The sequence below is a fragment of the Leptospira ognonensis genome (genome assembly GCF_004770745.1).
GTDB classification, from domain to species: Bacteria; Spirochaetota; Leptospiria; order Leptospirales; family Leptospiraceae; genus Leptospira_A; species Leptospira_A ognonensis.
The window spans coordinates 85,617-109,885 of the sequence record NZ_RQGD01000039.1; the positions used below are offsets into that span (position 1 = coordinate 85,617).

The 24,269-nt window shown below is 40.3% G+C and carries 28 protein-coding genes and 2 tRNA genes; 16 read left to right on the forward strand and 14 right to left on the reverse strand.

What is annotated here, in order from left to right:
• Positions 1 to 2: 2 nt before the first annotated feature.
• On the forward strand, positions 3 to 371 hold the full coding sequence (locus EHQ58_RS15240; protein ID WP_135624767.1) for an LIC13410 family lipoprotein: 369 nt from the start codon (positions 3 to 5) through the stop codon (positions 369 to 371).
• Here the strand turns inward: EHQ58_RS15240 and EHQ58_RS15245 are convergent.
• On the reverse strand, positions 368 to 1,132 hold the full coding sequence (locus tag EHQ58_RS15245; RefSeq protein ID WP_135624768.1) for an LIC13411 family adhesin: 765 nt from the start codon (positions 1,130 to 1,132) through the stop codon (positions 368 to 370). The genes EHQ58_RS15240 and EHQ58_RS15245 overlap by 4 nt on opposite strands.
• Before the next feature lie 75 nt (positions 1,133 to 1,207).
• Between EHQ58_RS15245 and EHQ58_RS15250 the strand changes: the two genes are divergently transcribed.
• From EHQ58_RS15250 to EHQ58_RS15265, 4 genes are all read left to right on the forward strand, one after another.
• On the forward strand, positions 1,208 to 2,215 hold the full coding sequence (locus EHQ58_RS15250) for a helix-turn-helix transcriptional regulator (RefSeq protein WP_135624769.1): 1,008 nt from the start codon (positions 1,208 to 1,210) through the stop codon (positions 2,213 to 2,215).
• On the forward strand, positions 2,205 to 3,689 hold the full coding sequence (locus EHQ58_RS15255; RefSeq protein ID WP_135624770.1) for a DUF2779 domain-containing protein: 1,485 nt from the start codon (positions 2,205 to 2,207) through the stop codon (positions 3,687 to 3,689). The genes EHQ58_RS15250 and EHQ58_RS15255 overlap by 11 nt, the downstream gene beginning before the upstream one ends.
• A gap of 3 nt (positions 3,690 to 3,692) precedes the next feature.
• A complete protein-coding gene (locus EHQ58_RS15260; RefSeq protein WP_135624771.1) occupies positions 3,693 to 4,739 on the forward strand; it encodes an alpha/beta hydrolase in 1,047 nt (348 codons plus the stop codon).
• Between the two features lie 67 nt (positions 4,740 to 4,806).
• Positions 4,807 to 5,622 carry an LIC13212 family protein gene (locus tag EHQ58_RS15265; RefSeq protein WP_135624772.1) on the forward strand — a complete coding sequence of 272 codons (816 nt, stop codon included), beginning with the start codon at positions 4,807 to 4,809 and terminating at the stop codon, positions 5,620 to 5,622.
• On the opposite strand, the gene EHQ58_RS15270 is transcribed toward EHQ58_RS15265, so the two are convergent.
• Positions 5,619 to 5,849, reverse strand: a complete 231-nt coding sequence (locus EHQ58_RS15270; protein ID WP_135624773.1) for a hypothetical protein — start codon at positions 5,847 to 5,849, stop codon at positions 5,619 to 5,621. The genes EHQ58_RS15265 and EHQ58_RS15270 overlap by 4 nt on opposite strands.
• A 2-nt stretch (positions 5,850 to 5,851) precedes the next feature.
• Complete coding sequence (locus EHQ58_RS15275) at positions 5,852 to 7,201, reverse strand: MFS transporter (RefSeq protein WP_135624774.1); 1,350 nt, start codon at positions 7,199 to 7,201, stop codon at positions 5,852 to 5,854.
• Positions 7,202 to 7,270: 69 nt separating this feature from the next.
• Between EHQ58_RS15275 and EHQ58_RS15280 the strand changes: the two genes are divergently transcribed.
• The 5 genes from EHQ58_RS15280 (at position 7,271) to lpxD (ending at position 10,521) form a co-directional block, all read left to right on the forward strand.
• Positions 7,271 to 7,513 carry a (2Fe-2S)-binding protein gene (locus EHQ58_RS15280; RefSeq protein WP_246047386.1) on the forward strand — a complete coding sequence of 81 codons (243 nt, stop codon included), beginning with the start codon at positions 7,271 to 7,273 and terminating at the stop codon, positions 7,511 to 7,513.
• Positions 7,510 to 8,151, forward strand: a complete 642-nt coding sequence (locus EHQ58_RS15285; RefSeq protein WP_135624775.1) for a RibD family protein — start codon at positions 7,510 to 7,512, stop codon at positions 8,149 to 8,151. Before EHQ58_RS15280 ends, EHQ58_RS15285 begins: the two co-directional genes overlap by 4 nt.
• 6 nt (positions 8,152 to 8,157) lie before the next feature.
• Positions 8,158 to 8,934, forward strand: coding sequence for a 4,5-DOPA-extradiol-dioxygenase (gene ygiD, locus EHQ58_RS15290; protein WP_135624776.1), 777 nt, complete (start codon positions 8,158 to 8,160; stop codon positions 8,932 to 8,934).
• A 67-nt stretch (positions 8,935 to 9,001) separates the two neighbouring features.
• Positions 9,002 to 9,442, forward strand: coding sequence for a DoxX family protein (locus tag EHQ58_RS15295; protein ID WP_135624777.1), 441 nt, complete (start codon positions 9,002 to 9,004; stop codon positions 9,440 to 9,442).
• 17 nt (positions 9,443 to 9,459) lie between these two features.
• Positions 9,460 to 10,521 carry a UDP-3-O-(3-hydroxymyristoyl)glucosamine N-acyltransferase gene (gene lpxD / locus EHQ58_RS15300; RefSeq protein WP_135624778.1) on the forward strand — a complete coding sequence of 354 codons (1,062 nt, stop codon included), beginning with the start codon at positions 9,460 to 9,462 and terminating at the stop codon, positions 10,519 to 10,521.
• Positions 10,522 to 10,524: 3 nt separating this feature from the next.
• Here lpxD and EHQ58_RS15305 read toward each other — a convergent pair whose 3' ends face one another.
• Genes EHQ58_RS15305 through EHQ58_RS15315 form a run of 3 tightly spaced genes read right to left on the reverse strand, consistent with a single transcriptional unit; the run spans position 10,525 to position 12,787 of the window.
• Positions 10,525 to 10,926 carry an LIC_13241 domain-containing protein gene (locus tag EHQ58_RS15305; protein ID WP_135624779.1) on the reverse strand — a complete coding sequence of 134 codons (402 nt, stop codon included), beginning with the start codon at positions 10,924 to 10,926 and terminating at the stop codon, positions 10,525 to 10,527.
• Entirely contained in the window at positions 10,923 to 11,924 is a 1,002-nt protein-coding gene (locus tag EHQ58_RS15310) for an LIC_10091 family lipoprotein (RefSeq protein ID WP_135624780.1), read from the reverse strand. The genes EHQ58_RS15305 and EHQ58_RS15310 overlap by 4 nt, the downstream gene beginning before the upstream one ends.
• Positions 11,921 to 12,787, reverse strand: coding sequence for a formylglycine-generating enzyme family protein (locus EHQ58_RS15315; protein WP_425460491.1), 867 nt, complete (start codon positions 12,785 to 12,787; stop codon positions 11,921 to 11,923). The genes EHQ58_RS15310 and EHQ58_RS15315 overlap by 4 nt, the downstream gene beginning before the upstream one ends.
• Positions 12,788 to 12,794: 7 nt before the next feature.
• Between EHQ58_RS15315 and EHQ58_RS15320 the strand changes: the two genes are divergently transcribed.
• On the forward strand, positions 12,795 to 14,303 hold the full coding sequence (locus tag EHQ58_RS15320; RefSeq protein WP_246047387.1) for a M14 family zinc carboxypeptidase: 1,509 nt from the start codon (positions 12,795 to 12,797) through the stop codon (positions 14,301 to 14,303).
• Here the strand turns inward: EHQ58_RS15320 and mazG are convergent.
• Complete coding sequence (gene mazG / locus EHQ58_RS15325) at positions 14,289 to 15,122, reverse strand: nucleoside triphosphate pyrophosphohydrolase (RefSeq protein ID WP_135624783.1); 834 nt, start codon at positions 15,120 to 15,122, stop codon at positions 14,289 to 14,291. The two genes, EHQ58_RS15320 and mazG, sit on opposite strands and share 15 nt — an antisense overlap.
• An 85-nt stretch (positions 15,123 to 15,207) precedes the next feature.
• On the opposite strand from mazG, the gene EHQ58_RS15330 reads away from it, so the two are divergent.
• Entirely contained in the window at positions 15,208 to 15,732 is a 525-nt protein-coding gene (locus EHQ58_RS15330; protein ID WP_135624784.1) for a DUF6580 family putative transport protein, read from the forward strand.
• Here the strand turns inward: EHQ58_RS15330 and EHQ58_RS15335 are convergent.
• Entirely contained in the window at positions 15,709 to 17,568 is a 1,860-nt protein-coding gene (locus EHQ58_RS15335; protein ID WP_246047388.1) for a chloride channel protein, read from the reverse strand. The two genes, EHQ58_RS15330 and EHQ58_RS15335, sit on opposite strands and share 24 nt — an antisense overlap.
• A gap of 55 nt (positions 17,569 to 17,623) precedes the next feature.
• Between EHQ58_RS15335 and EHQ58_RS15340 the strand changes: the two genes are divergently transcribed.
• The gene (locus EHQ58_RS15340) at positions 17,624 to 18,334 is read left to right on the forward strand and encodes an LIC10920 family plasminogen-binding lipoprotein (protein WP_135624785.1); all 711 of its coding nucleotides are present in this window, start codon (positions 17,624 to 17,626) and stop codon (positions 18,332 to 18,334) included.
• Complete coding sequence (locus EHQ58_RS15345) at positions 18,291 to 19,544, forward strand: ATP-binding protein (protein WP_135624786.1); 1,254 nt, start codon at positions 18,291 to 18,293, stop codon at positions 19,542 to 19,544. Before EHQ58_RS15340 ends, EHQ58_RS15345 begins: the two co-directional genes overlap by 44 nt.
• On the opposite strand, the gene EHQ58_RS15350 is transcribed toward EHQ58_RS15345, so the two are convergent.
• The 4 genes from EHQ58_RS15350 to EHQ58_RS15365 are packed head-to-tail and all read right to left on the reverse strand — an operon-like array spanning position 19,541 to position 22,651.
• The gene (locus EHQ58_RS15350) at positions 19,541 to 20,494 is read right to left on the reverse strand and encodes a polyprenyl synthetase family protein (RefSeq protein WP_135624787.1); all 954 of its coding nucleotides are present in this window, start codon (positions 20,492 to 20,494) and stop codon (positions 19,541 to 19,543) included. The two genes, EHQ58_RS15345 and EHQ58_RS15350, sit on opposite strands and share 4 nt — an antisense overlap.
• A gap of 2 nt (positions 20,495 to 20,496) precedes the next feature.
• Positions 20,497 to 21,390, reverse strand: a complete 894-nt coding sequence (locus EHQ58_RS15355) for a transglutaminase-like domain-containing protein (RefSeq protein ID WP_135624788.1) — start codon at positions 21,388 to 21,390, stop codon at positions 20,497 to 20,499.
• Between the two features lie 49 nt (positions 21,391 to 21,439).
• On the reverse strand, positions 21,440 to 22,252 hold the full coding sequence (locus EHQ58_RS15360) for a transketolase (RefSeq protein WP_135624789.1): 813 nt from the start codon (positions 22,250 to 22,252) through the stop codon (positions 21,440 to 21,442).
• A 9-nt stretch (positions 22,253 to 22,261) separates the two neighbouring features.
• Entirely contained in the window at positions 22,262 to 22,651 is a 390-nt protein-coding gene (locus tag EHQ58_RS15365; RefSeq protein WP_135624811.1) for a hypothetical protein, read from the reverse strand.
• A gap of 86 nt (positions 22,652 to 22,737) precedes the next feature.
• Here EHQ58_RS15365 and EHQ58_RS15370 point away from each other — a divergent pair.
• Positions 22,738 to 22,812: transfer RNA gene (locus EHQ58_RS15370), tRNA-Thr, on the forward strand.
• A gap of 11 nt (positions 22,813 to 22,823) precedes the next feature.
• Positions 22,824 to 22,905, forward strand: a tRNA-Tyr gene (locus EHQ58_RS15375).
• A 375-nt stretch (positions 22,906 to 23,280) separates the two neighbouring features.
• On the opposite strand, the gene EHQ58_RS15380 is transcribed toward EHQ58_RS15375, so the two are convergent.
• Both EHQ58_RS15380 and EHQ58_RS15385 read right to left on the reverse strand, forming a co-directional pair.
• Positions 23,281 to 23,667 carry a TIGR04452 family lipoprotein gene (locus tag EHQ58_RS15380; protein ID WP_135624790.1) on the reverse strand — a complete coding sequence of 129 codons (387 nt, stop codon included), beginning with the start codon at positions 23,665 to 23,667 and terminating at the stop codon, positions 23,281 to 23,283.
• 145 nt (positions 23,668 to 23,812) lie between these two features.
• Positions 23,813 to 24,265 carry a hypothetical protein gene (locus EHQ58_RS15385; protein ID WP_135624791.1) on the reverse strand — a complete coding sequence of 151 codons (453 nt, stop codon included), beginning with the start codon at positions 24,263 to 24,265 and terminating at the stop codon, positions 23,813 to 23,815.
• Positions 24,266 to 24,269: the final 4 nt, after the last annotated feature.

The following is a 24,269-nucleotide window of genomic DNA, read 5'->3' on the forward strand; positions in this document are numbered from 1 at the left end:
CCTTGAAACGGTCAATTCTCCTTTTCTCCTATTTACTTGTGATTTTCACGTTTATTGCCTGCGCTTCTAGCAATAAAGTATCATCGAATAGCACAAAAATTCATCCACATACGGCTCTCCGTAAATTGGAAATCGATCTGATCAAGGTTGGAGACTCTCTTGTGAAAACAGAAGCAGTTCTAGGAAAATCTACAGAAAAATCCTCTGATCCTTCTGGTACAGTAATGGTTTGGTATTTTGTCGAAGATATCGAAGTTCCAGAACAGTATTACACTTTAAAGGAAAAACCAGCAGCAGCGGAAACAAATAAGTTTGTCAAGTTGACGTTTGATCCTAAAAACAAAATCACTGCCAAAGATTTTAAACTTTAATCTTCGGTAGGCGCTTCTTCTTCTGGAGTTAAAGCACCAGGGAAAGGGAAACCAGGAAATGTCTGTTTTTCCTTTCCTTCTACATCATCATCATACATGTCTAAGGTGGTAAAACCGAGTAAAAAATCCATCGCTTCCCCAAAATTAAATCCGACCCTAGCTCCTCCATAAAGTCCACCGATCACTTCCAAATTCCAGAGAAATCCTGGAGGATAACCAAAAGGTTTTTCATCTTCTTTTGGCAGATATACTAAAAATTCTGTTTTTCCTGTTTGGCGGACTAAATCCATTGTTAGTTCACGTTGGAACGCTTGTTTCTTCCGCTTTTTTCTATCTTTAACTGGATCATTGAAAAACGAAAAGTAACGCATCTTATAGCTTTTCTGATTGTATCTGTCATTATCCGTCAGTGGAATTTTTTTCTCATCCACCATCCATTTACCTTTTTCATCCTTAATCGGCTCACCAGAATGAAAGCTTTCACCGCCTAAGAATGTATAAACGAGCTGTTGTGAGTGGTATCCACCAATTCCGCCGCCTCGAACACCATAGCCTCGACCAAGGTCTTTTTTCCCAAGCTCACTTTCTCCACCTTGGAATAACAATCCGATGGGCAGTGGTCCAATCTTCACGGCTGCACCATAAGTTGGAGTTTCTGCACCAAGAGTCACCACATCCAATAGATCATTCCGCCTATTTTTCCAATACGTAGCACAATTTAAGAGTGATGATAAGAGTATGATTGTTGGCCAAAATCGCATTCTTTTCCAAGATTTAAGATTTTATACTTTTCGGAATCAAAAAAAAACATAAAACTGGAATGTAAGCGCATGGATATGAATCAGGATTCCGAAGAAGACTTCCCTATGATTGAAGTCAAAAAAATGAATGAGACGGAAATAAGGCTCTTTGCCCTGCTTTTTAATTTGATGCAGGAATCAAGAGGCATCTCTTTCCAAAGATTTCGTAAAATCATGCCCAGGTATTATCATAATGATGACATTGACTCGGATCGAAAAAAACTTTATAGAGATTTGAACCAACTCAAATCCATGGGTTTCAATATCAAAGTTGCTAACTTTGGCTACCAATCCGAAGACCACTACCCCTACTACTTAGAAAAAGAAACTCTAGACCAAATATTAAAATTCTCGAAACAAGAATTAGAATATCTATCCCTTTTACTGTGTTCGGAAACCAATTTTGAAAATGAGGTTTTATTATCTCTCTCGCAAAAATTATTTTCCAAAAATCTTGACCTATATCCAAAGGGAATCAAAATCCATAGGCAAAAAAATCAGGACTTCCGTGAAACTGAATCTGATCTTACGAAAATTATACAGGCGTTAAAGGACAAGAGAGCCCTTATCATCCAATATGGCCGTGACAAAAAAGACCGCCACATTGAACCGTATCGATTGATTCGAAAGAATTCTGAGGATTTTTACTTGCTCGCCTTTGATCGGACAAAAAACGCCTTACGACGGTTTATTTTGCCAAGAATCTTTGTAAAGAAGGAACTCCGAGAAGATTTTGTTTCTAAAAAGAAAATTACAAATGAGGATCTAAACTTCCACCCACTTGCTTTTTTTAAAGACACGCCGCGTAAAATTACATTAGAGATCTCTCCCCTTTTCATAGATTCTTTCCTTAACTTTCTGCAAGGCTACGAAAATGAAATTTCTGAAAATCGGATCTCGCTTACCACTGCGAATATAGAAGCACTTTTTCCTTTTTTCTTAAAGTCTCCAAACGCATTACATCCGCATTCCTCTGCCGATTTTAAAATGGAGTTTCAGAAGTATTTACATTCACTAAACGAGATTTATTCGATTGCCAACTAAAAATATAAACTTTCCGATTTCAAAATCACAGTTTATTAATTTTACAAAGTGTTCTAATTCATTTTACCTTCATAACCAAAATCTTATCGAGAAAACCAACACTCCGCACAGCGGATCCTTAGAATGGCCTGAATTTATCAATTTGTGTATGTCTTATTTTGAACATTCTGTTATCATTCCGAGAAGTTTGAGCAAAGACAGTCAAAAAAAAGAAACTCAGGAGGCTCTTGAAAACAAACATACCATTTTTGGAGGCTATTTTGAATCAGAAGAATATGCATCCTATATAGAATGCCTATCTCCCGATATCACTCGCGAAGGTTGGATCCTCTACGACTTCCGTCCTGTTAGTACCGCCAAACTTGATATCATACGATCTTTGTACTTTCAAAAAAGATTACTCGAATCTTTAGGTGTTATCATCTCAGATGTAAAATTGATACGGATCAATTCCGAATACCAAATGACTGATAATCTCTTAGATCGTGATGCATTTCTAATCACCGAATCCTTATCTGAAAAATTGATAAAGGAATCAGGAAGATTCGAGGAAGTTTGGAATTTATTTCTCGCATATCAGACGAACCATATCTTCCCGTCAGTAGACGAGGTATATCCGACTTGCAAATCACCAAAGAGCTGTTACCAACCTGATGTTTGCTTTCAAGAGAGTCAGAGTTATGAAATATTTGATTTGAGAGAGGGGCATGAGCTTCCCAAAAAGCTATACCATATGGGGATCAAAACCTTTGAAGAAATCCCAGATGAGGAACTCAATCAGATTCAGAAAATTCAAAAAAATGCACACGTCTCTCAAAATACTCATTTTGACTCCAACCAAATGTCTGTTTTTTTAGAGGGCACCTCGGAGACTGTATGTTTTCTAGATTTTGAGTCTATCAATCCAACCATCCCGATTTTTCCGAACACCCGACCTTTCCAGCACATCCCGTTTCTATTTTCCTTGCATATTTGGAATCCGATTTCCGATGAGTTACGTCACTTTACGTATTTGCATCCACCGGAGGAGGGAGATCCGAGAGAAAAGGTCCTAAAAGAGCTAACCTTGCTTATACCGAAAAACACTACGATTTTTTCGTTTAACGATTTTTTCGAAAAACAGATCATCTCTGATCTAATAAAGATTTTTCCTGAACACTCAGAGTTTTGGAATGCGATTCATCTAAATTTTAAAGATCTAGCACTCCCGTTTAAAAAATTCTGGATCTATTCCGCAAAACAGAAAGGTAAGGCTTCTCTAAAAGAGATACTCCCCGCATTCTCAGAGACCAATCATGTGGGCCTCTCGATTCGCGAGGGCCAGGATGCAAATTACCAGTATTTGAGATTATTAAAAAAGCAGGTGACACAAGAAGAAAAAATTCGTGTTCTGGAAGATTTAGTAAGTTATTGCAAAATGGATACTTTTGGATTGTTTGTATTATATAAGATGATAAAAGAGAATCTACATTAATCTATGTTAGGCATCAAGCGTTCGCTGGCACACTTTGTATTTTCCCTACCTGAAAATTGGATTTATACACTTTTTGGTGGTGCTACCGTAGAAAATGGGAACGCTCTAAATCCAAAATGCCAACTGGCTTGTAATGTAGCCCGTGTCCTTCCTAAGCTAGAAACTTTAACTCCACAAAAAGCCAGAAAGCTATTTGCGGAAAACATTCGAATCTTCGATGAAGATCCTATCCATGTAAGTCATATGGAAGATAAGTTAATTCCGACTCCTGCGGCATCTTTTATACCCTTTCGCCTATACAACGCACACCCACAAAAAGGAAATTTGCCCATCGTCATTTATTTCCATGGTGGTGGTCTCTCGATTGGATCTGTCGAAACACATGACGCTGTCTGTCGGCGTCTTGCCTACTATGCAAAGGTCATAGTCGCATCTGTTGACTACCGTCTAGCACCAGAACATCCCTATCCCAGCGCTATAGATGACTGTTTTCAGGCCTACAGATATATAAGAAACAGTGCTTACCTCCTGGGAGGTTCACCTTCCGCCATTGCCGTCGCGGGCGATAGTGCTGGTGGTTTACTTGCCACCGCCGTTTGCCTCCGCGCGAAAAAAGAAAAAATCCCTTTACCCGTTTTCCAAGCACTTCTCTACCCCATGACCGATGTTTCGCGAGAATCTGAGTCCTACGAGACATTTGGCGAGAAATACATTCTTACGAGAGCTACAATGCGTTGGTTCATACAAAATTTTACGCCCAATGTGGCCGACAGAACGCATGCCTATAATTCCCCGCTCACCCTTGATCCCAAAGAATTGAAGGGAATGCCACCCGCCTACCTGGCCACCGCCGGTTTTGATCCTCTGCGAGATGAAGGAGATGCCTATGCACAAGCTCTGGAATCGGCCGGGGTAAAGGTCCAGCACAGGCACTTTTCCAGCCTACTTCACGGATATTTGCAAATGGTAGGTCTCATTTCAGCTGCAAAAGAGGCAGAAACCGACTTCCACCAGGCGATTCTTTCTTTTTTTACTTCCAGAAAATTCTAGTCGAAGCATTCAAGTATCGACAGCAAAATTTACGATACTATAAAGGAATGAAAGTTCGAGGTATGTCATGACTCACTCTTCTCGCGTATTACTCATTGTTCTAATTTCGTTATTCTTTGCTTTTACTCAAAGCTTTGCAGAAAAGCCTGCTTCCTTGACTTTAAAAGATCGGGAAACGCAAAAGCAGATCGATTTGCAAAGATCTAATGGTTTTTCCGATAACGAAATTGACACAATCCATGCTACGATCTCAGAACATTTGAAAAAAATGAAAAAATTGCAGGATCTAGGTGTGGACAAAACGGCTGCGCAGTTTCTAGGCCAAACTCCTGATACAGTAAAAGAATTATTTTTAACAGATGCAGAAGGGAAACTTTATCTCGAATTTAAACTTCCACAAGGTCAATCCTATATCGATTGGCCAAAAGTATATTTATATGATGGAGTTGCTTTCATCTACCCTAACAAAGATTTTACGGAACTAGATAAAATCATGCTGATGTTCAAAAGAGTCAATGCTGATGGAACGATCTATGTGAAAGAAATGCGCCGTCTCATCAACCCTTCCCCAAAATCACAAAGTACCGAGAAAGATGAGAAGGGTGAATTCAAACTCGACGTAAACTCAGACATCCAACTCGAATATTATCAGGCACTAACATCTGATACAGTTTGGCCAAATGTGCCCGTACAAAAAGCAACCCCCGCTATTTCTATGGTTCTCAACGATGCAAAAGATCCGTTGCCTTATGATAAACAAAAACATATTATGTTAACTTATAAGAAGATGATTAGAAAGGTAAGTAAGTTCACCTATCGAAAACTTCGAAATATGGAACTAGACCAAAAACAATTGATCACTAAAATCGTAGAGTTTAATTAGGCTTGGGCTTGTTGCTGTTGGCGTTTTTTTAAGAGTTGTGAAATCGTCTGTTCCTCGGTGACATACTTTCGTTTGAGATAAGAAATCGCATTATTGATAAACCTAGGAACGTGTTTATCCGCATCTAATAAGTCTAGCTTCGTTTGCATCAACTCATCAATGGTTGCCAAAGCCAGTTTTCTCTGGCTTTGGTGTAGTTCGAAATCGTCTTCTTCATCAATAATCATTTTTATTCTTGAAACTGATTCGCGGCTTCGACTCCTCTTTTCTCATTTACAAACAGATTGATGAGAAGGGAAATCACGTAAAAGAATCCTACAACAAGAAACGCATTTCTCAGTGATACGATGGTTTGGATGTAGCCAAATAAAAACAAGCCGACGGCAGCAGCAATTTTTCCTGACAATCCCCACATACCAAAGAATTCACCTGATTTTGCCTCTGGTGAAAAAATCCCAACCATGGCTCGTGAGGCAGACTGCGTGGATCCGAGACCCATTCCTGCCAATGAGGAGATAAAAACGAAAACCCATTGGACGGTCCATTCTTTCCCAAAAACAAAATTTAAGGCAGCGGTTACGTCTTGTACGAAATAGATCAGAGCGCAAACGGCAATCCATAAAACAAGCGTTAGATTGAAGGTCTTTTTCGCTCCAATATTGTCTTGGACCACACCGAAGGCCAAGGCACCAATTGCCGCAGAAATCTGAATGAAAATAAACATGACTTGTTTGTGTTGAGCTTCAATATGAATTTCTTGGGATCCATAGATAAAGGCAAAGGAAATAGCGATCGCAAGAGCTGCCATCGTAAAGAAAAGGGAGACAAGATAGATCATAAGGTCTTTAAATCGACTCGCGTCTTTTAAAGTTGTGACAACGCGATCTAAACCAACTTTCAAATAATTTACACTTGGCTTATGTCCCAGAGGAAGGTGCGGTTCTTTTAAAAACAAAAAAGTCGGAATGGCAGCAACCAAAAAGAAGACTGCTGTATACGGACCAACGAGTTTCAAATTTTCGTAATTTGCTAACGTGTAATCACCGAGAGTCGTAGCAAGCACCACAGAACCAATCCCGCCAAAGTAGCCAATCCCCCAAGCATAGCCCGAAATTTTACCCAAATCTTCTTTGGCTCCCAGAGTCGGAAGAAAACTAGAGGCAAAATTTTCACCGGATGCGAAAAAGAAGTTCGATATGGCTACGAGGATAAATCCTAACCAAATCATACCAGGGTTTACATAGTATAACATAAAAGTAGCGATGATGCAACCGATGTAGCTGATAAAAAGGAATAGCTTTTTGGTGGAAGAAAAATCCGTAATGGCTCCAAAGATAGGACCTGTTAGCACCACGAAAAGATAAGAAAGTGCGAGAGACCAGGCCCAAAGAGAATTTCCATGCTGAAATGGATTCACTGAATTTGGATCAGAAGGGACTACAAGTTGTGTGAATATTTCACAATAAACAACGCTGATAATCACGGTCGTGTAAGACGAATTCGCGAAGTCAAACATACACCAACCGAAGATTTCACGATTCCGATTTTTTTTCCTTTCCGGGCTTAGCTCATGTGCCATAGACTTTCCTAGTTTTTTTCCTTAACTGAAATAATTAAAGAGTTTCCCCCTATTTGAATTTTCTGTCAAATGATTAGTGCAATCGTGGAAGAAGGAATTGATTTAAATTCACTGATGCGACCCAAACGGGTCTGCCTATGTCGTATGGTGACTGAAAAAGAATTAGTAGACGCCATACGAGAGGGCGCCCATACTCTTGAGGAAATACGAGAAAAGACAAGAGCCACCACAGGCTGCGGTACATGCTCCATACAGGTCTACCACATCCTCCAAAGGGAATTGAAAAATCTCTCCGTTAGGAAGAATGAATGAAGTTATCGATTAACATGGCTATGACCCTGGATGGAAAAGTGGTTCGTCCCGACGGGCGATGGTATGGCCTCACATCGAAAGAAGACAAATTGCAAATGGATGTCTATCGTTCTCAATCGGATGCCATCATCTTAGGTAAAAATTCCGTGATCAATGACAACCCGGTTGTGAAAATCCGCGCCTTCCCCAATGCCTTAAACCCAAGGCCTGTGATCCTGATCCGAAATGGGACACTCCCGACTGACAAACATGTCTTTGAGGAATCAGACCACATTCCTCTTGTTATTTGTACAAAAAACAATTTGAAAGAAATCAAAGCTGATCTAGAAAACCGAGCAGAGATCTTCGCTCTGGATTCGACGGACCTTGACCCAAAAAAAGTGACAGGCATTTTGAAGCGAAAAGGTTACAAGAATGTGCTTCTGGAAGGTGGTCCGAAACTTAACTACTCTTTTCTTGATGGAGATCTGGTAGACAGGATTTATCTAACACTTGTTCCCTTTGTTATCGGAAAAAATGGACTTGCTGGCATTGCAGACGGAACCTCCGCTATGGCTGGTTTTGATGAAAGGGAATGGGTATTAAAGAATTCCGTTTCAAAAGGAAATGAGATCTTTCTAACGTACGATCGGCGGTAATGCAGAATGATGCCCATATTTTTTATCGGACATGGCAGTCCTATGAATGCCATTTTAGATACCGAATTTTCAAGATCCTGGAGTGAACTCAAAGAAACGATACCGAAACCGAAAGCGATTCTTTGTATCTCTGCACATTGGTTGACTCACCAAACTTCGATTACGTCAAATGAATTCCCTCCGACAATCCATGACTTCGGCGGTTTCCCAAAAGAATTATTCGAAGTGGAATATCCAGTACCTGGAGATAAGGAATATTCACTGAAGATCGCAGATGATTTGAAATCATTTCAATGCAAACCAGATGACTCCTGGGGTCTGGATCACGGGACATGGAGCATTCTCAAACACATTTATCCCAAGGCAGAGATTCCCGTCATTCAGTTGAGTATCAAAAATACCACTGATGGTCGCTATCATTTTGAGTTAGGTAAAGCACTGCATTATTTACGTGAACAGAATGTTCTAATTCTCGGAAGTGGCAATTTGATTCATAATTTAGGCTTGGTAGATTGGAGCAAGATGCACCATCCTAACTTTGGGTACGATTGGGCCATTCGAGCCAATGAACTTTTTAAATCACTGATCCTATCTCGCGAAGAAGAAAAACTGATCAACTACCAATCTTTAGGAAAGGACGCCAATCTCGCCATGCCTACACCGGAGCACTTTCTACCCTTCTTATACATATTGGGTGCCAGTACAGTCGATGATCCTGTTCAGATTTTTAATGACCAACTTGTCATGGGATCTCTCAATATGACCTCGGTTAGATACGGCTAAAAGATTCTAACTTGACGAATCCCATCCTCTCATAAAATCTTTTGAATACAAACATTCCGAGGAACAAATGAATCTCTTTTATAAACTTCTATCCACTAACAAAGATATTTCGCTCCTGATTATCCGATTAACGCTTGGACTCGTCATCCTTCCTCACGGTGCTCAAAAGGTTCTAGGATCTTTTGGTGGTTACGGATTTGAAGGGACCATGAATTTTTTTACGACTCAGCTCGGCATTTCTCCAGTATTTGCACTTCTCGCCATAGCCGCCGAATTTTTTGGATCCATTGGTCTTATCCTTGGACTTTTTACACGTGTTGCCGCCTTCGGTATTTTTGTCACGATGCTTGTTGCGGCAGTTCTCGTCCATAGCCCGAATGGGTTTTTCTTAACCAACAATGGATACGAATTTCATATCTTAGCATTGGGACTAGCCTTGCCTTTAATTCTGAAAGGGGCAGGTTCATGCTCGCTGGATGATTATCTCATTTCAAAAATGGACAATTGATCCAGGGTAAGATTCAAATGAACAACATTAAATTAAACGCTCTCTCAGAACTGATTGAAAATTCCAAACTCGTAAACTGTCCTGATTTAAATGCAGAAGTCAGGCAAGTCCTCCCACTCGGTGCTGATGCCAAAAACTTCGTCTCCTTTGTTTCAAGCAAAGCATTCGTGAAGGAAGCTAAATCATCGAAAGCTACACTACTTGTCGTGAACGCAGAATTAGCCGAAGGTTTACCCGAAAAACCAATGTTAGTCGTTCCTAACGTTGAACTTACATTGATAAAAATCCTACATCACTTTTTTCCTTTGGAAGTCTCGAATGGAACTCATTCGCCAAATGCGATCATAGCCAAATCTGCCAAGATTGGAGCCAATACGCAGGTTGGAAATTTTGTAACGATTGGTGAAAATGTTGTGATTGGTGATCATTGCATCATTGCCGATGGTGTAAAAATTGAACGTGATGTAAAAATCGGCAACCATTCCAAAATTGGGATGAATTGTGTGATCTTTCATGGCACAGAAATCGGTGATAACTTTTTATCCTTCGGCAATTCCACGTTTGGTGGCGATGGCTTCGGCTTTACTTTCTTAAATGGAAAACACAACAAACTTCCTCAAGTTGGGAAAGTAATCATCGGAAATGATGTAGAATTTGGCTCGAATTGCACAATTGACCGCGGTGCCTTGACGGACACTGTAGTTGGGAACGGATGTAAATTTGATAACATGGTTCACATTGCTCATAATTGCAAAATCGGGGATCACGTGATCATAGCAGGTCAATCTGGACTCGCAGGAAGTGTCACGCTAGGAAATCATGTTCTGATCGGAGGAGCGTGCGCCATTAGCGATCATATAACGCTCGTAGATGGGACGATTATAGCTGGAGGAACAAGCCTTCGTACCTCACCAAAAGCAAAAGATGTTTATATCGGATGGGATTTAGGTTTAAATTATCCAGACTTTCAAAAATACCGCGTGAACATCAAAAATGTTGTGAACTTAAATAAATGGATCAAACGCATTAAAGACATCGAAAAAAAAGTTGGTATCGAAGCTGAGGAAGGAAAGGATTAAGGTTTAATCACTTTCCGTTTCCGATCTAAGGAAGAGATTTATTTTTTCTTCTACGAGCTGCCTGATTTGCCCTTCCAAATTTTCTATGGGAGATCCTTCCGGAGTTTCCCATAGAAACCTTTCTCCCTCATACTTGCCTAAACTAAGATAAAAAATAGGTGGTGGATTTTTTTTACCTGGAAAATCACCTGCTAACCGTAAGGTCATAGAACCCATTTCCGAGACAACCCATTCAAATTTGTGATTTGAGGACTCCATCAACCATCGGATCGGAAAATTTTCTTCCAATTCCATAGCCTCCCCCATTCTGGCATTCGGATACATTTTGATAAGTTTTTTTGCGATCTCATACGAAATCTGAGAGAGTGTGGAAAAATCAGACAACGCCATCGGAAGCTTTTTCATTTATTTTTCGGCAATCCACGGACTACGGTAATGCCAAGGCTTCGATTGATTTCTCCACCGTTTTCCATGATCATATCTGATCTCAATTTTTCTGGTCCTCTCGAAAGCCATTCTTGAAAATTTTGAATTGGTTGTACACAGTAATGAAATCCAAAATCCGTCGAGATATCTGAACCTGGTGACCACGGGAATTTAGCCTGCTTTACGGAAAGGGTTCTAACAACAAGCGAAGACTCGTCAGTTGGTAAATTGAGAATCGATTCTTTAAATTCTTTGGGATAGAAAAAATATTCTTCTGCATTGCTAAAGTAAAGGATCCCCACATACTTTCCGTTCCGTCGTAGGGTCTCACCTATACTTTTTAAAGTGGTCGTTCCCAGCAAATTTCCTTTCACAGGAAATATGCGATCATTCAGTGCTAGATTTCTTATATATTCATATTGTTCATCATTTGTCTGAAACATCTGATATTTATATTCAGCGGATGTGATCCGATTTGTTTTATGACGCTTTCGGATAAACTTACCGATGCGAGTAAATATTTTTTTATAATTTTCTGGATCTGGTAAATTTTTATCTATCAATGCGAAAGACTCTGTTTCATTCCCTTTCGCATACCTACTCAAGAAGATTTCCTTGGTTGGAGACTCTCGAAGAAACATAATCATCATTTGGTTTGCAGAGACAACGACTTGTGTAAAATCCATAAGATAAATGAATTCCGATTTTGCCCATGCAGCAATGGTTAGGTTTTGTTCTGCACCAACACCAATATAAACATTTCCGATATTCGTGACATGTGGTATTAAAACATCTAACCTATCCTCATTGGAGACAGTTGTATTTCCGACATCCCATCTTGTAGGAATGAGATTTTCTTGATTGATTTGAAAAAGAGCAGTATAGTCAAACGGTTTGTTTTCTATATTTTTCTTTTGCGAAGCGCAAGAAAGATAAATCAATGTTAGTAAGGGAAGGATATATATCTTTTGTTTCATAAAATGTCTTTGGCACACCGAAATCCAAAATGATGATACTCAGGAAAATTTTCGGGTACGTGCGCTCGTCGGTAAGAGCCTCTCGCCATAGATCCGGGCCACCACCAAGAACCACCTTTTACTATTTTTTTGTTGTGTCCAGGACATTCCTTATCACCGTTACATGGTCCCTTTGGATTTTTTCCTTGGCAAGCTGGTCCGCAAACTTCATAGGAAGGACTGTACCAATCCGAAACCCATTCCCAGGAATTCCCTGCCATATCGAAGAGACCGTAATGACCGGGAGCACGAGTTCCAACATCGTCCGTGGTCATCCAATGTGGTTTTTCTAGTTTTTTTAATGCACAGCCTTTTCTCCCTTCCTCCTCGATGATGGCTTTCTGGCAAGTGGCACTTTCATTTCCCCAAGGGTAAACATCTCCTGCTGACCCTCTGGCCGCCTTTTCCCATTCTGCCTCGGTTGGAAGTCGCTTACCAACAAATTGGCAATACTCTGATGCCGTATACCAACTAACACCTACGACTGGTTGTTTTGGTCGCTGGTATATCTTTCCATACCTAGCTCCGACAAAATCACATTTTTTGGAGGAAAGGCAGTCCCTACATCTCCCTGCATGCAGACATTGTTCGAATTTTTCATTGGTCACTTCATGCGTGTCCATAAAAAATCCATCCAGGTAGATCTTGGCTTCTGGTTTTTCATTTTTTTCAAATTTATTTGAGCCTCTGATGAATTCTCCCTCGGGGATGCATTTCATATCGGGTATGATTTTGCCTGCGCAAGGTTTTTCAAAAAGACCTTCTGATAGTAAATGACAGTCCGCGAAAAGAAAACTTGCCAGAAGGATAATTAGAAAGTTCATGGGGATCATGTTTGTCCAGATTGGAAAGATAGTGACTAAGGTGAGTCTTGGATTTCTTCTACTCATGGACATCCATTGTTTTACTTTCCTCACCAGATCCACCATTCCAATCGCACCCTTGGGAGACAGGTCCACATTTGTTTTGGTGTCTCTTCCTTCGGCAAACCTTCCCACTTTCAAAACCTATACCAAGCAAAAAATAAATTCAGTATATGAAGAAAACAATTTTAGCTTTGTCTTATTGCCTCGGGCAGTTTGGGAGAAAATGGATCGGAGCCTATTTCTCGCAAGTGAAGTAACCACTCCACTCGGATTTAAATTCTTTGCCGAAAATTACCAGACCCAATTAAAAAAATCCACCTTCGAAGTATCTGATGTTTTTTCTGGATACAAAGATCAAATCTTAAATGAAAGATACTTGACTCAGATATCTCTTACTCATTCGGAGTTTGCCGAAAAACAAATCATCGGCACAACTCAATCGAAAAATCCGATATTCGCCCTTCGTTTAACAAGAAAAAACATAAGTGATAATGGTAAGGTTAACGTATTACTGCATTGCTCTATTCATGCAAATGAAGTGATCACCACCGAACATTGCTATGATGCTATCTATACATTGATCACAAATAAAAAATTAAAGGAAAGGTATTTGGATCAGTTGATCGTATGGATCATCCCCATCGCCAATCCCGATGGTTCCGATGCATTTTGGAATGTTTCCCATTTGCAAGGGAGAAAGAATGGAAGTGTTAATAACTTAAAGGGTGTGGATTTGAATCGCAATTTTCCGATCCACTGGGGAAAAACAGGCGGGGAGTATAGTTCAAACAAGATCGATAGCCCTTATTTCCAAGGACCGTCGGAAGGCTCCGAACTAGAAACTCGTGCACTCATATCTCTAGCAGAAAAAGAAAGGTTTGTCGCATCGATCAGCTACCATGCCTTCGCCAATGCCTTGCTCTATCCCTATTCGGTAGAAGGGTTTCTCAACCCTTCGCCTGACTTAGCGGAAATCGTAGGGAAAAAATTGTCCAAAAAAACGCGAAGTACACACCCCACAAAAACGTTTTCCTTAAAAAAAAATCTCTACCCGATCGATGGAGTCGATCAAGATTTTTTTTATTTCCGATATGGCACACTTTCCTATGTCTTGGAATCTTCCCACTTTAACCCCGAATACAAGTACGTTCCAAAAATTCTTGATTCTCTCCGCAATGTCTGGACCCAGATGCTCGACGAAATTGTGTTTGGTGAAAAGATTCTCATCCGAGTTTTGAATGAGGAAGGAGCCCCTCTTCTTACAAAAATTCAGATCAAAGGATTATCCTACTTCCAAGGTGAAGTCAGAACCAATCATCCTAAAACCGGGTTATTTTATACCTATTATGTTCCCGACCTTGGAAATGAAATGGTATTAGAAAGTGATGGATATGAATCAATAATAGTTAAAACCAAACCGAGTTCAAAATGGGAGATTCAAAACATTATAATGAAAAGATCAACTAGACCTTAATCTTTCTTTTGCCTTTGCCCAATACAAATCTAACTCAGCCAAAGGTTTGCCTTTCATCTCTTCACCTTTTTCTCGAAGCAGCTCTTCTACGATTTTAAACCGACGTTCAAACTTTTGATTTGCTTTACGTAAAGTTGTCTCTGGGTCAAGTGAGAGCTTTCGCGCAAGATTGACTAGTAGAAAGAAAATGTCACCTAACTCTTCTTCAATATGATCATCATAAGCGATCTTCTTATTTTTAATTTCTGGGGAAGGTCCTATGGCTTCTTCCAATTCGGAAATCTCTTCCTTTAATTTTGTGAAAAGATCCAGAGGATGTTCCCAATCAAATCCTTGTTTCGAAACCTTGGATTGGATCTTTTCTGACTTGAGTATTGCTGGGAGTGAGTTTGGTATCTCATCTAAAATCGAATTTGCGCTTCTCTTGCCTTGTTTTTCTTGCCGTTTGATATCATCCCACTGAGTGAGGACGTCTTCTGCATTTTGAATGCCGCTTGTATTTTTGTAAACATGAGGGTGCCTTCTCACTAGTTTTTCAAAAACCTCTCGCACGACATCATTCCAAGCGAAGGCTCCTCTCTCCTCTGCCAGTTGGCAATGAAACACAACTTGAAAAAGTAAATCTCCCAACTCTTCCCGCATATGGGGGTCATCATTTCTTTCGATCGTATCAACAACTTCATAGGTCTCCTCGAGCAGATGAGGGATTACGGATTTATGATTTTGTCCTTGGTCCCACGGACATCCCTCGGGGCTTCTCAGATCTCTCGTAAGTTGGAGCAGGTTTTGAAGTGGGTCTGGAAAATGAGGAGGCAACATATATAAGAGAGAATCCCGAATACAACTGGCTCGCAAACCGATTTTTTATCTTGCCTTCCATCCAAGCGGCGAAAATTCTAGCCCTATGTTCCAATCTCGATTTTTAACTGCGATTTTAATGGTCCTTGTTGCTGCGTTCAGCCGTATTTTGCCTCATCCACCAAATTTTAGCCCCATCTTGGCAGTTTCCTTATTTTCTGGGGCTTACCTCGTAGACAAACGTCTTGCGTATCTTGTTCCTCTCGCTGCTATGTTTGTCTCGGATCTTTTTCTAGGCTTCCATGCATTGATGCCTGTCATATATCTTCTGATGGTTCTTTTTGTTTTTCTCGGAACGAGACTTTCTAAATCTGTTTCTGCAACAAAAACTTTAGGTTTTACACTCGTTAGTTCGGTATTATTCTTTTTTGCCACCAACCTAGCAGTTTGGCTCACTTCTGGGATGTACAGCATAGACCTAACTGGATTTGTGTCTTGTTTTACCCTCGCTCTCCCTTTCTTTCAAAACTCTCTATTAGGTGACTTGGTTTACTCAGGAATTCTTTTCGGCGCTATGATGTTTTTGGAACGCACTGTTTTCAAAAGCTCAATCGCTCTTTCTCGAGTATAATTTAATTTCTGATTGGTACGCGCGAAATAAGTCAATGTATCTGAGATAGCCCAGGCAATCTTCATGTTCATTGACAATCGCCACCTTATCCACATCATACTGTAACATCACGCGTAAGCCCATTCCTAAGGTATCCTCTGCCTTGATGGCAGGAACATCTTGAACAATTTCTTCGCAGGTAATCAGTTTCGAAAGATGTTCCTCATATTCTGGTAATATTCGATTTTTGCGTAAGGATACAATGCCTTTGTACTTCTGATCATTATCAGTAAGTATAAAATCGCTCGCTTGGATGCCTGGAGCCTGGGTTTGTAATTCTGTGAGTGGAATGGAGTTAGAAACGATAGCAAATTTTCTAAATTCAGAAAAATGTTTGGATATCGAAATACGATCCATGATGTCCTGATTCATATCCCAATGGTGAGAAGGGGATTGGAATCTGTTCTGAACTTGGTGTCGATAGATCGAAATCTTATTTGATAGGATTGCCGCAATCACAGAAACGATCATGAGTGGTGGTAATAATTCATAGCTCCCGATCATATCGCATACCATCACCATACCAGCGATTGGTGCCCTTGCAACTCCTGCAAAAAAACTGCCCATTCCTACAAGCATGAAAGGAAAGATGAGGACTCCCATGCTAGGAAATAATATCTGAGCCATAGAACCCACAAAGGCTCCGAGCATTCCGCCAATAAAAAAAGAAGGTCCAAGAAGACCTGCGGAACTGCCTGATCCTACGGTAAAGGAGGTAGAAACAATTTTGACAAGGGCAATTGTCAGAAAGAAAACCGGACCATTAAGCGAAAAATGATAGGAGTTCAAATGATCTCCATTGACCATTTTTTGGAGAAGACCGAATCCAGAACCGAGGACTTCAGGAAAAAAAATCGCAAGCGAACCCACCACCAAACCACCGATTGCTGGTTTTAGATAGTTTGGAATTTGCCACGCAGCAAAATGATCTTTGACGAAGTGATAAAAATTTACAAATAAAAAGCCGATCGCAAAACATACGAGACCAAGTATAATATAGAATGGGATATGTCGGTAGTCACTCAAACTGTATTCTGCAACAGCAAAAACAGAACCTTTTCCCGCCAAACTGGAATAGGTAAGATAGGCGCTGACAGAAGAAAGAATGCAAGGAACTAGAGAATCACTCTCAATGTCTTCTTTATAGACCATCTCTACCGCCGTGATCGCGCCGCCGAGAGGAGCTCTGAAAATGGCTCCGAGGCCACCTGCCGTACCTGCCAGCATCAGTGTCCGCCGTGCACGTGCTCCGACTCCAAGTAGTGAGCCAAGTGTGGATCCGAATCCCGCTCCGATTTGAGCAGTGGGTCCTTCCTTTCCACCGGATCCGCCGCTTCCGAGTGTGATGATGGTGACTAAGGCTTTATAAAACGGAAGTTTGGCGGGTATTTTGCCTTCATTAAAATGAAAAGATTTGATGAGGGAATCTGTTCCCCCTCCAGCTGCCTCGGGACATAAAAAATAAATGATGAGTCCAGAGAGAAGCCCTCCCAGAGCCGGGAGTAGAAAGAGCCAAAGGTAGCTAAATTGGCGAGGGGCAAAGGGAAAAGAGAAAAAGGAGTCCCCTGCGGGAACTCCAGGATCATAGCCGATCAGCTGCGAAAAGGTTAGACTTTCGGTATAAGATAAAAGGATGTTAAATCCGTAAGCCCCCACTCCAGAAAAGAGACCGATGAGTAGAGAATACACGTAAATAGACCTTGGGCCTTGGATCGCAAGCAGGGATTTGATTTTAACGAGAGAAATCACTTCGTACAACCATCCAAAAGACATCCAATTTAACCAAGGAAAAAGCAAAAACGTTTCTCATAATCGTCTTGACCCAATCGCGGAAAGACGGAAGATTACTTGTATGCTTTTTCGTACCCTAATTTTGACTTTCCTTTTGCTTCCATTAACTGCATGTAAGGTCAAAGACCAGAATAAGGTGGATCTATCCCTTCTACCAATTGCAGGCGGAACCGTGCTTTGGTTTCCAGGGGAAATCGACACGAGTCTCACGTCTTCTTGTGGGATTGCGAGCACAGCGACAAGTACATCCACTGGGACTACGGGAACGACAGGAACGACTACAACCACTACGGGAACCACATCTACAAAGTATGCCATTGTTTCTCAGTTGGTGTTTAAAACAAGAGAAACGCTGTTTCTAAGATATACTTACGATTACTTTCAAACCCAAGGGAACATCAATGCCCAGCAAGGTTTCGTTTTAACAGGTGGTTTTTTTGGTAAAACTGCGACAGGGACTCAAGGAACTGTTAAGTGGGCTTCTAACGGCATCAATATAAATACAAGTTTGACAACAGCACAGGAAATTTCTCAGTTTAAAGTAGACCTAGATCTAATCGGTACCTATGTCGACGGTGCAACTACCACGAATAACACCACCTGCTACACCTTAGACAATGTCAATTGTACCGCTCAGACGACTACCACAACTACCACCTGCTATACGTCAAATAACCAAACATGTTTAGTCGCGGCTACGAATTCGGGAGCCACACAGGTAGTCATTCGTGGATCGATTAACTGTTACGCTCGAAATGTTGTGCAACAGTGATTTTACGATTTCTATCTTTTATTTATTACCTTTAATCCTAGTTTGTTCATCCATATTCCTATATTTTCGATACACTTTTTTAAAAGCTAAATCATTACTAGATCTCCAACACAAAGCAGAATTGGAAAAATTGCAACTTTCTGTTTCTACTTTAGAATCAGAGTTAGCTAAACTTAACGAACAGTATGATCATAGCCTCTTAAAATCGAGAGAGATCCAATCCCAGCTCATCTATTCAAAAAAAATGACCGAGTTAGGTAAATTAGTTTCGGGAGTCGCTCACGAACTGAATAATCCGATCAGCGCCATCAAGGCCTCCGCGGAAACAGTGACCGAAATCACAACTAAAGAAATTGGTGAGATCCAGAAATCTAAACAGATCTTTCAATCTCTCGACGATTCCGAAATGAACATGTTAATTCGGGTCATTTCAAAAAATAGTAATGAATCAATTGTCATGGGTTATAAGGAAAGGAAAGAAAAAATCAAAACCTTAAAATCGATTCTTGAGAAATATAGTTATGAATACGAATCAGATGACATCGAATCATTTTTAGATGTAGGCTTGGAAGCTCCTGATGAAACTGATTTAATGATTTTATCTCACAAGAATCAGAATATTAAACCGTATATACTTTCTATTCGCAATTTAAGACAACATTTAAAGATTATTGAAATTGGCGTAGATCGAGCAGCTAGCTTGTTGTTGGCGTTAAAAAAATTCACACGAAATTCGGTCAATCAAGCGGAAAAACATTTTCACCTTGTGGATAACATTGAAACAGTCTTGTCAATTTATCAATACCAACTTAGAGGGAAGATTTCACTAACAAAAATGTTTCTAACAGATGCAGTAATAGTTGGACATCCAGAAGAACTATTTCAGGTCTGGACTAATATCATTTTGAATGCCATCCAAGCAATGGAGTCGAAAGGAAATCTAAGCATCCATATCCAGAGAATGGAACCTAACAAAGTAATGGTTAAGATTATCGATAATGGACCTGGAATCCCGGAAGAAATTCAAAATCGTATCTTCCACTCGCAGTTTAGTACGAAGGAGATTGGTGAAGGATCAGGAATGGGTCTTGCAATTACGCGTGAAATCATTGAAAATCATAAGGGTAAAATTGCAGTTGATTCCGTACCTGGAAAAACTGAATTTCTAATTACGCTACCGGTAGCTGAGTTTTTGGAATATCCTGTTTAGATAAGTTTTTGAATTTGATCTTGAAATAAGCGTCTTTCTGCGGTGTCAGGAAATTTGGATAAGAACTTCTGGAAATATATATTTTCCTTATTAAACTCATCTGTTAATCTTTGTTCAATGTTATGTATTTTCAAAAGTGAAAGTATCTGCTCACAATCCCTTTCAGTTCGTTCCGTCTTTAAAAATAATAGATCAATCTCCTTTCGTGTTTTGGAAGAAACAGTGTCTTTCAGAATGAGTATAGGATATGTATACAGACCGTTTTTAAAATCCTTAAGAAACTCTTTTCCACTCTCTTTGCTAGTATAAAAATAATCTAAACAATCATCCTTCTTCTGGAATAACTTTCCAAGACGAATGCCAAAATCAGACAATTCTTTACATTCCTTTCCACTAAGTCCTGCAAGGTGGCCTGCACTCTCCGTACATGCTCCAAACAAGGAAGCTGTCTTTCCGTATATGATAGATTCATAAATTTTCATGGAAATTTTAGGATTTTTTTCCCATTCCATTTGAATCAACTCGCTGACAGCTAGATCTCGCAGAACTCTAGAAAAAATATGCATCACCGCGGGTAATTCCAGTGAGTTCAGTCGCTCGATGCCACAAGCGAGTAAGAAATCCCCAGAGAGAATTGCCGTTTTGTTGCCAAAACTCGCACCGACAGTTGGTTTTCCACGTCTTAAGCTGGCATTATCAACAACATCATCGTGCAATAACGAGGCTGAGTGAATGAGTTCAGCTACGGCACCTACTTCCTGCCATTTTTTCCCAGAATAACCGACAAAATGGCAAAAAAGATAATGGGTGATTGGACGAATGCGCTTACCACCTGACTCAATGACAAATCGCTTAATTAACTTTAAAATCGGTAAATCGTCACCTATGATTTTATTTAGATTTTGATCAAAGGAGCGGAGGAGTTTGGCTAGGGATACTTGTGAAGGCATATTTATTCAACATGAGTAGAACGACTTTCTAGAATAGAGAGCTGCTCACTGATTTGCTCTTCCATTTCTTTGGACGAATTTTCTCTGTAAATATGAATCAAATTACGACACATACGCTTCATCATCGAAAGAGAACTCGCCTTCGTAAAATATTTCGCAGAGATCGGATATCCATTCGCTTCGAGAAATTTTTCGCAAGTAAATCGATCTAATAAAACACCACCATGAAATGGATCTATAAAAGTAAAATAGCCTTCGGATTCATATTGTAAAAGGAAATGAAGTGGCAAATTAGTTCCGTATAGAGGCAATCCGAGTCTTTGTGCAACTAACAAATATACGACGGACAAGGAAATAGGTATTCCGAGTCTGCTCTTTATTACGTGAAAAAGATAGGAGTTAGATGGATCATTGTAATTCTGAAGATTTCCGACAAATCCTTCCTCTTGAAACAAGACCTGACATAAAAGTTGAACTTTCAACTCTTCCGTTAGGTGGTCTCGGTGTTCATCAAAAAGTTCAGAAACGCGAAGAGCCATTCGATCTAACTCTTTTTTGATTTCCATATAGTTTTGATTTGGGAATCCGATGCTCGATAATTGAACGACTGATTCTTCTAGGTCTTTATAATGTCCAGTATTTCCGCGTAATGTAAGTTTAAAGAAGCTATGTCGAATGCGGTGTCTAAAAATTTCAGGTGCCACGGTTCTAGCCATGACACGAAGCAGCGGGTCTTTTACTTCTTCTGCAGCTTGATCGACAGACATTTGCCAAGGAATCCTTGATGCGATCATTTTCAAAAGAAATCTCTTTTTCTCATTTGGTGCTACTTCCCAATCGTAGAGCAACCGAGTTATGTCGTCCGATGAGAAGTTAGGATAAAGACCGTGTGCCATGCAAGAATATTTTAAAAAAGGATCTCCATGTCAATCCAAGATTTAAAGATTAAGATAATTCTGCGAGTGCTTGGGCTTCCTGTTCCTTGTTTGGTGGTGTTCCATGCCATTTTGGATTATTTTCCATATAGGAAACACCTTTTCCTAGAACTGTCTTAAAAACGATGAGCGTAGGTGAACCTTTATGAGTTCCAGCTTTTTCAAATGCTGCGAAAATTTCGTCCATATTATGTCCATCAGCATTGATCACATTCCATCCAAACATTTCAAATTTTTTATCCAAAGGTTCAAGTTTCATGACTTCTTCGGTGTTTCCATCAATTTGAATGAAGTTACGATCCATAAAAGCAACGAGATTATCCACTTTGAAGTGAACTGCTGATTGTGCTGCTTCCCAAGTCATGCCTTCGCCACACTCACCATCTGAAATACATGTATAAATTTTATGCGTTTCGTTTCGAAGTCTTGCACCTAACGCCAATCCGACGGAAACTGACAATCCTTGTCCAAGTGATCCAGAGCTTGATTCAATCCCCTTCATATAGCGTGTTGACGGATGTCCTTGGAGGTAGGAATTGATGCCACGAAATGTGAGTAGATCTTCGATAGGAAAGTATCCGGAAAGTGCCATAGCTGCATAACGAACGGCACAGACGTGTCCATTGGAAAGAATGAGTCGATCTCGTAGTGCCCATTCTGGGTTTTTGGGATCGTGTTTTAAAATTTTTGTATAGAGGGCTGCGTAAATATCTGCTAGTCCCAAAGGGCCACCTGGGTGTCCCGAATTGGCAGCTGTTACCATCTTAATGACTTGGATTCGAATATTTTTTGCGAATTTTTTTGCTTCTTCCGTTACGCTCATTGCAGTTCCTTATTTTGAGTGAGTTTGAAATATAAATAAGCCAGAGATGTACACAATCGTATATAGCGGTAAAAAAACATAATGCAATTTTCTATGCATAACTCTTTTCTTTGCATATCCCGAATAAGCCATGACAAGCATCAGGACCAGTGCGATCGCAGCAAAAAAACGATGGATATCAATGATCTGTCTCGAAACGGAAGGAAAAATCCCATTCTCCTCTATTCCACCTAACAGATACTTCAAGCAGAGTAAGTAGATCGCTGCCGCCAGGTTGAAGAAAACCCCGATCGTATTCGAAATCCGATGCACTCTATTGTTTTTAAAACGATAAAAATAGCCAAAGTAAAAACTGAAAAGGGAAGCAGTCATCAGGCCGTGGATCAGAAAAAGGGTCACGATTGACATTCTTGGGTGGGTGACTTGGAACACAAAGTGAATTTTTATTTGACCTCAGATAGTAACCGCGAAAAGTGGAAAAGCACGCCGCCTTAGCTCAGTGGTAGAGCAGCTGTTTTGTAAACAGCCGGTCGGAGGTTCAAATCCCTCAGGCGGCTCCATTTTTTTCCACGGGTAGGTACTCAAGTGGCCAACGAGGGCAGACTGTAAATCTGCTGACTACGTCTTCGAAGGTTCGAATCCTTCCCTGCCCAAACTTCGGTTACTTTCTCATTAAAAACTTCCAACTAACAAGAGATTGAGGGATTCGAATTGAGACGTTTCGACTGCGCCCCATAGGAAGCAGTTTCGGCACGATGCCGAAAAGTAACGTCGACGGGCCCGCGCGAACGAGGCCAGGATTGCCGAGTGAAGGGTGGGCGAATCCTTCCCTGCCCAAACTTCGGTTACTTTCACACAAAAAACTTCCAACTAACAAGAGATTGAAGGATTCGAATTGAACCTGAGCGACTTTGACCCCGAGAAGCTTTTATAGAAAGCGGAGGCGTGGTTGTTTGTTTCAGACAAACATGGGCGGAAGGAGAAGTTTCCGCATGAATGCGGAAACAATTTACAGAAGGTGTAATTACTTAGATACTAGGTAAAGGATCACCTAACAAAATCCCATCTTTTTTTAAGTCTTGGCAAGAGATCAAATTTGTTAAAGTCGCGCCGAGTAAAAATCCTGTTAAACCACGTATGTCCTTCACGCAACCATCAACATCTGATTTCACATAGTACTTTGATGGATCAATGTTTGCGAGATCATCTGCGATCAAGCTAAGAATACTTACTGAAGCAGACCTTCCACCTGTGAGCACTAAGGAATTGGCAAGATCCGTGGTGATCGCGGCTGACCGGATTCTAGTAGCTGCTTCGCTACCTTTTTCACGATCTGCGTTCAGCCCGACCGGATTTAAAATGGCACATCCGGATAGGGATATTCCAATTAGAATGATGAATAGACTTTTTAACATGGGGTTTCTCCTGATTTGACCTAACTAGAACTTTATGAAATCAGGAGGCAACCATAATACTTGCAACTGTTAGAAGAATTCAAAAAAAATAGTCTTTAAATTAGCAGCAGTATTGTGATTTCGGAGCAGAAATAAGGAGGGTGTTCTATTTTAAAATTTCCCAGTTGCCACTGAAAGTTTTCCAAAAAAAATATTGTTTTGTATCCTTTCGCAAAGCCTGGAGGAAGAGTTGGTTGCTTTTTCGGATCACAAAAGAAAGGCACAAAATCCTTTGCCCATTTTCTTCCCAGTAAGGAATTACCTGTTTCCCTTCACTCGTATAAAATCCAACTTGCATCTCTTCTTCTTTTGGTAGCTGTAAAAAAAGTTCCATTGAGACTGCTAAATCCTGTTCCTTCAGAGAATAACATTCGCTTGTTTTTGCTGGATTTTTTCCAAAAACTTTTTTTCCATCCATTAGGCAGAGAAAATAATCTTCGGATGTCCTGTCGTCTATTACGAGCTTACGAGTGGCATCAGACAGAGTCAGCAATTTCTCTTCTGCGGTAAGATTCGCATTTGATCCCAGTATAAAGAATAACAATAAAATTAATCTCATTTTG

Bases quoted from the DNA above. Each gene is read 5' to 3' on its own strand.
- EHQ58_RS15285 (WP_135624775.1), top strand. From the start codon at position 7,510: ATGAAGTTATCGATTAACATGGCTATGACCCTGGATGGAAAAGTGGTT.
- EHQ58_RS15260 (WP_135624771.1), top strand. From the start codon at position 3,693: ATGTTAGGCATCAAGCGTTCGCTGGCACACTTTGTATTTTCCCTACCT.
- EHQ58_RS15265 (WP_135624772.1), top strand. From the start codon at position 4,807: ATGACTCACTCTTCTCGCGTATTACTCATTGTTCTAATTTCGTTATTC.
- EHQ58_RS15305 (WP_135624779.1), bottom strand. From the start codon at position 10,926: ATGAAAAAGCTTCCGATGGCGTTGTCTGATTTTTCCACACTCTCTCAG.
- EHQ58_RS15385 (WP_135624791.1), bottom strand. From the start codon at position 24,265: ATGAGATTAATTTTATTGTTATTCTTTATACTGGGATCAAATGCGAAT.
- EHQ58_RS15355 (WP_135624788.1), bottom strand. From the start codon at position 21,390: ATGGCACACGGTCTTTATCCTAACTTCTCATCGGACGACATAACTCGG.
- EHQ58_RS15295 (WP_135624777.1), top strand. From the start codon at position 9,002: ATGAATCTCTTTTATAAACTTCTATCCACTAACAAAGATATTTCGCTC.
- lpxD (WP_135624778.1), top strand. From the start codon at position 9,460: ATGAACAACATTAAATTAAACGCTCTCTCAGAACTGATTGAAAATTCC.
- ygiD (WP_135624776.1), top strand. From the start codon at position 8,158: ATGATGCCCATATTTTTTATCGGACATGGCAGTCCTATGAATGCCATT.
- EHQ58_RS15315 (WP_425460491.1), bottom strand. From the start codon at position 12,787: ATGAACTTTCTAATTATCCTTCTGGCAAGTTTTCTTTTCGCGGACTGT.
- EHQ58_RS15280 (WP_246047386.1), top strand. From the start codon at position 7,271: ATGATTAGTGCAATCGTGGAAGAAGGAATTGATTTAAATTCACTGATG.
- EHQ58_RS15320 (WP_246047387.1), top strand. From the start codon at position 12,795: ATGTTTGTCCAGATTGGAAAGATAGTGACTAAGGTGAGTCTTGGATTT.
- EHQ58_RS15340 (WP_135624785.1), top strand. From the start codon at position 17,624: ATGCTTTTTCGTACCCTAATTTTGACTTTCCTTTTGCTTCCATTAACT.
- EHQ58_RS15380 (WP_135624790.1), bottom strand. From the start codon at position 23,667: ATGTTAAAAAGTCTATTCATCATTCTAATTGGAATATCCCTATCCGGA.
- EHQ58_RS15275 (WP_135624774.1), bottom strand. From the start codon at position 7,201: ATGGCACATGAGCTAAGCCCGGAAAGGAAAAAAAATCGGAATCGTGAA.
- EHQ58_RS15360 (WP_135624789.1), bottom strand. From the start codon at position 22,252: ATGAGCGTAACGGAAGAAGCAAAAAAATTCGCAAAAAATATTCGAATC.
- mazG (WP_135624783.1), bottom strand. From the start codon at position 15,122: ATGTTGCCTCCTCATTTTCCAGACCCACTTCAAAACCTGCTCCAACTT.
- EHQ58_RS15330 (WP_135624784.1), top strand. From the start codon at position 15,208: ATGTTCCAATCTCGATTTTTAACTGCGATTTTAATGGTCCTTGTTGCT.
- EHQ58_RS15245 (WP_135624768.1), bottom strand. From the start codon at position 1,132: ATGCGATTTTGGCCAACAATCATACTCTTATCATCACTCTTAAATTGT.
- EHQ58_RS15250 (WP_135624769.1), top strand. From the start codon at position 1,208: ATGAATCAGGATTCCGAAGAAGACTTCCCTATGATTGAAGTCAAAAAA.
- EHQ58_RS15310 (WP_135624780.1), bottom strand. From the start codon at position 11,924: ATGAAACAAAAGATATATATCCTTCCCTTACTAACATTGATTTATCTT.
- EHQ58_RS15350 (WP_135624787.1), bottom strand. From the start codon at position 20,494: ATGCCTTCACAAGTATCCCTAGCCAAACTCCTCCGCTCCTTTGATCAA.
- EHQ58_RS15270 (WP_135624773.1), bottom strand. From the start codon at position 5,849: ATGATTATTGATGAAGAAGACGATTTCGAACTACACCAAAGCCAGAGA.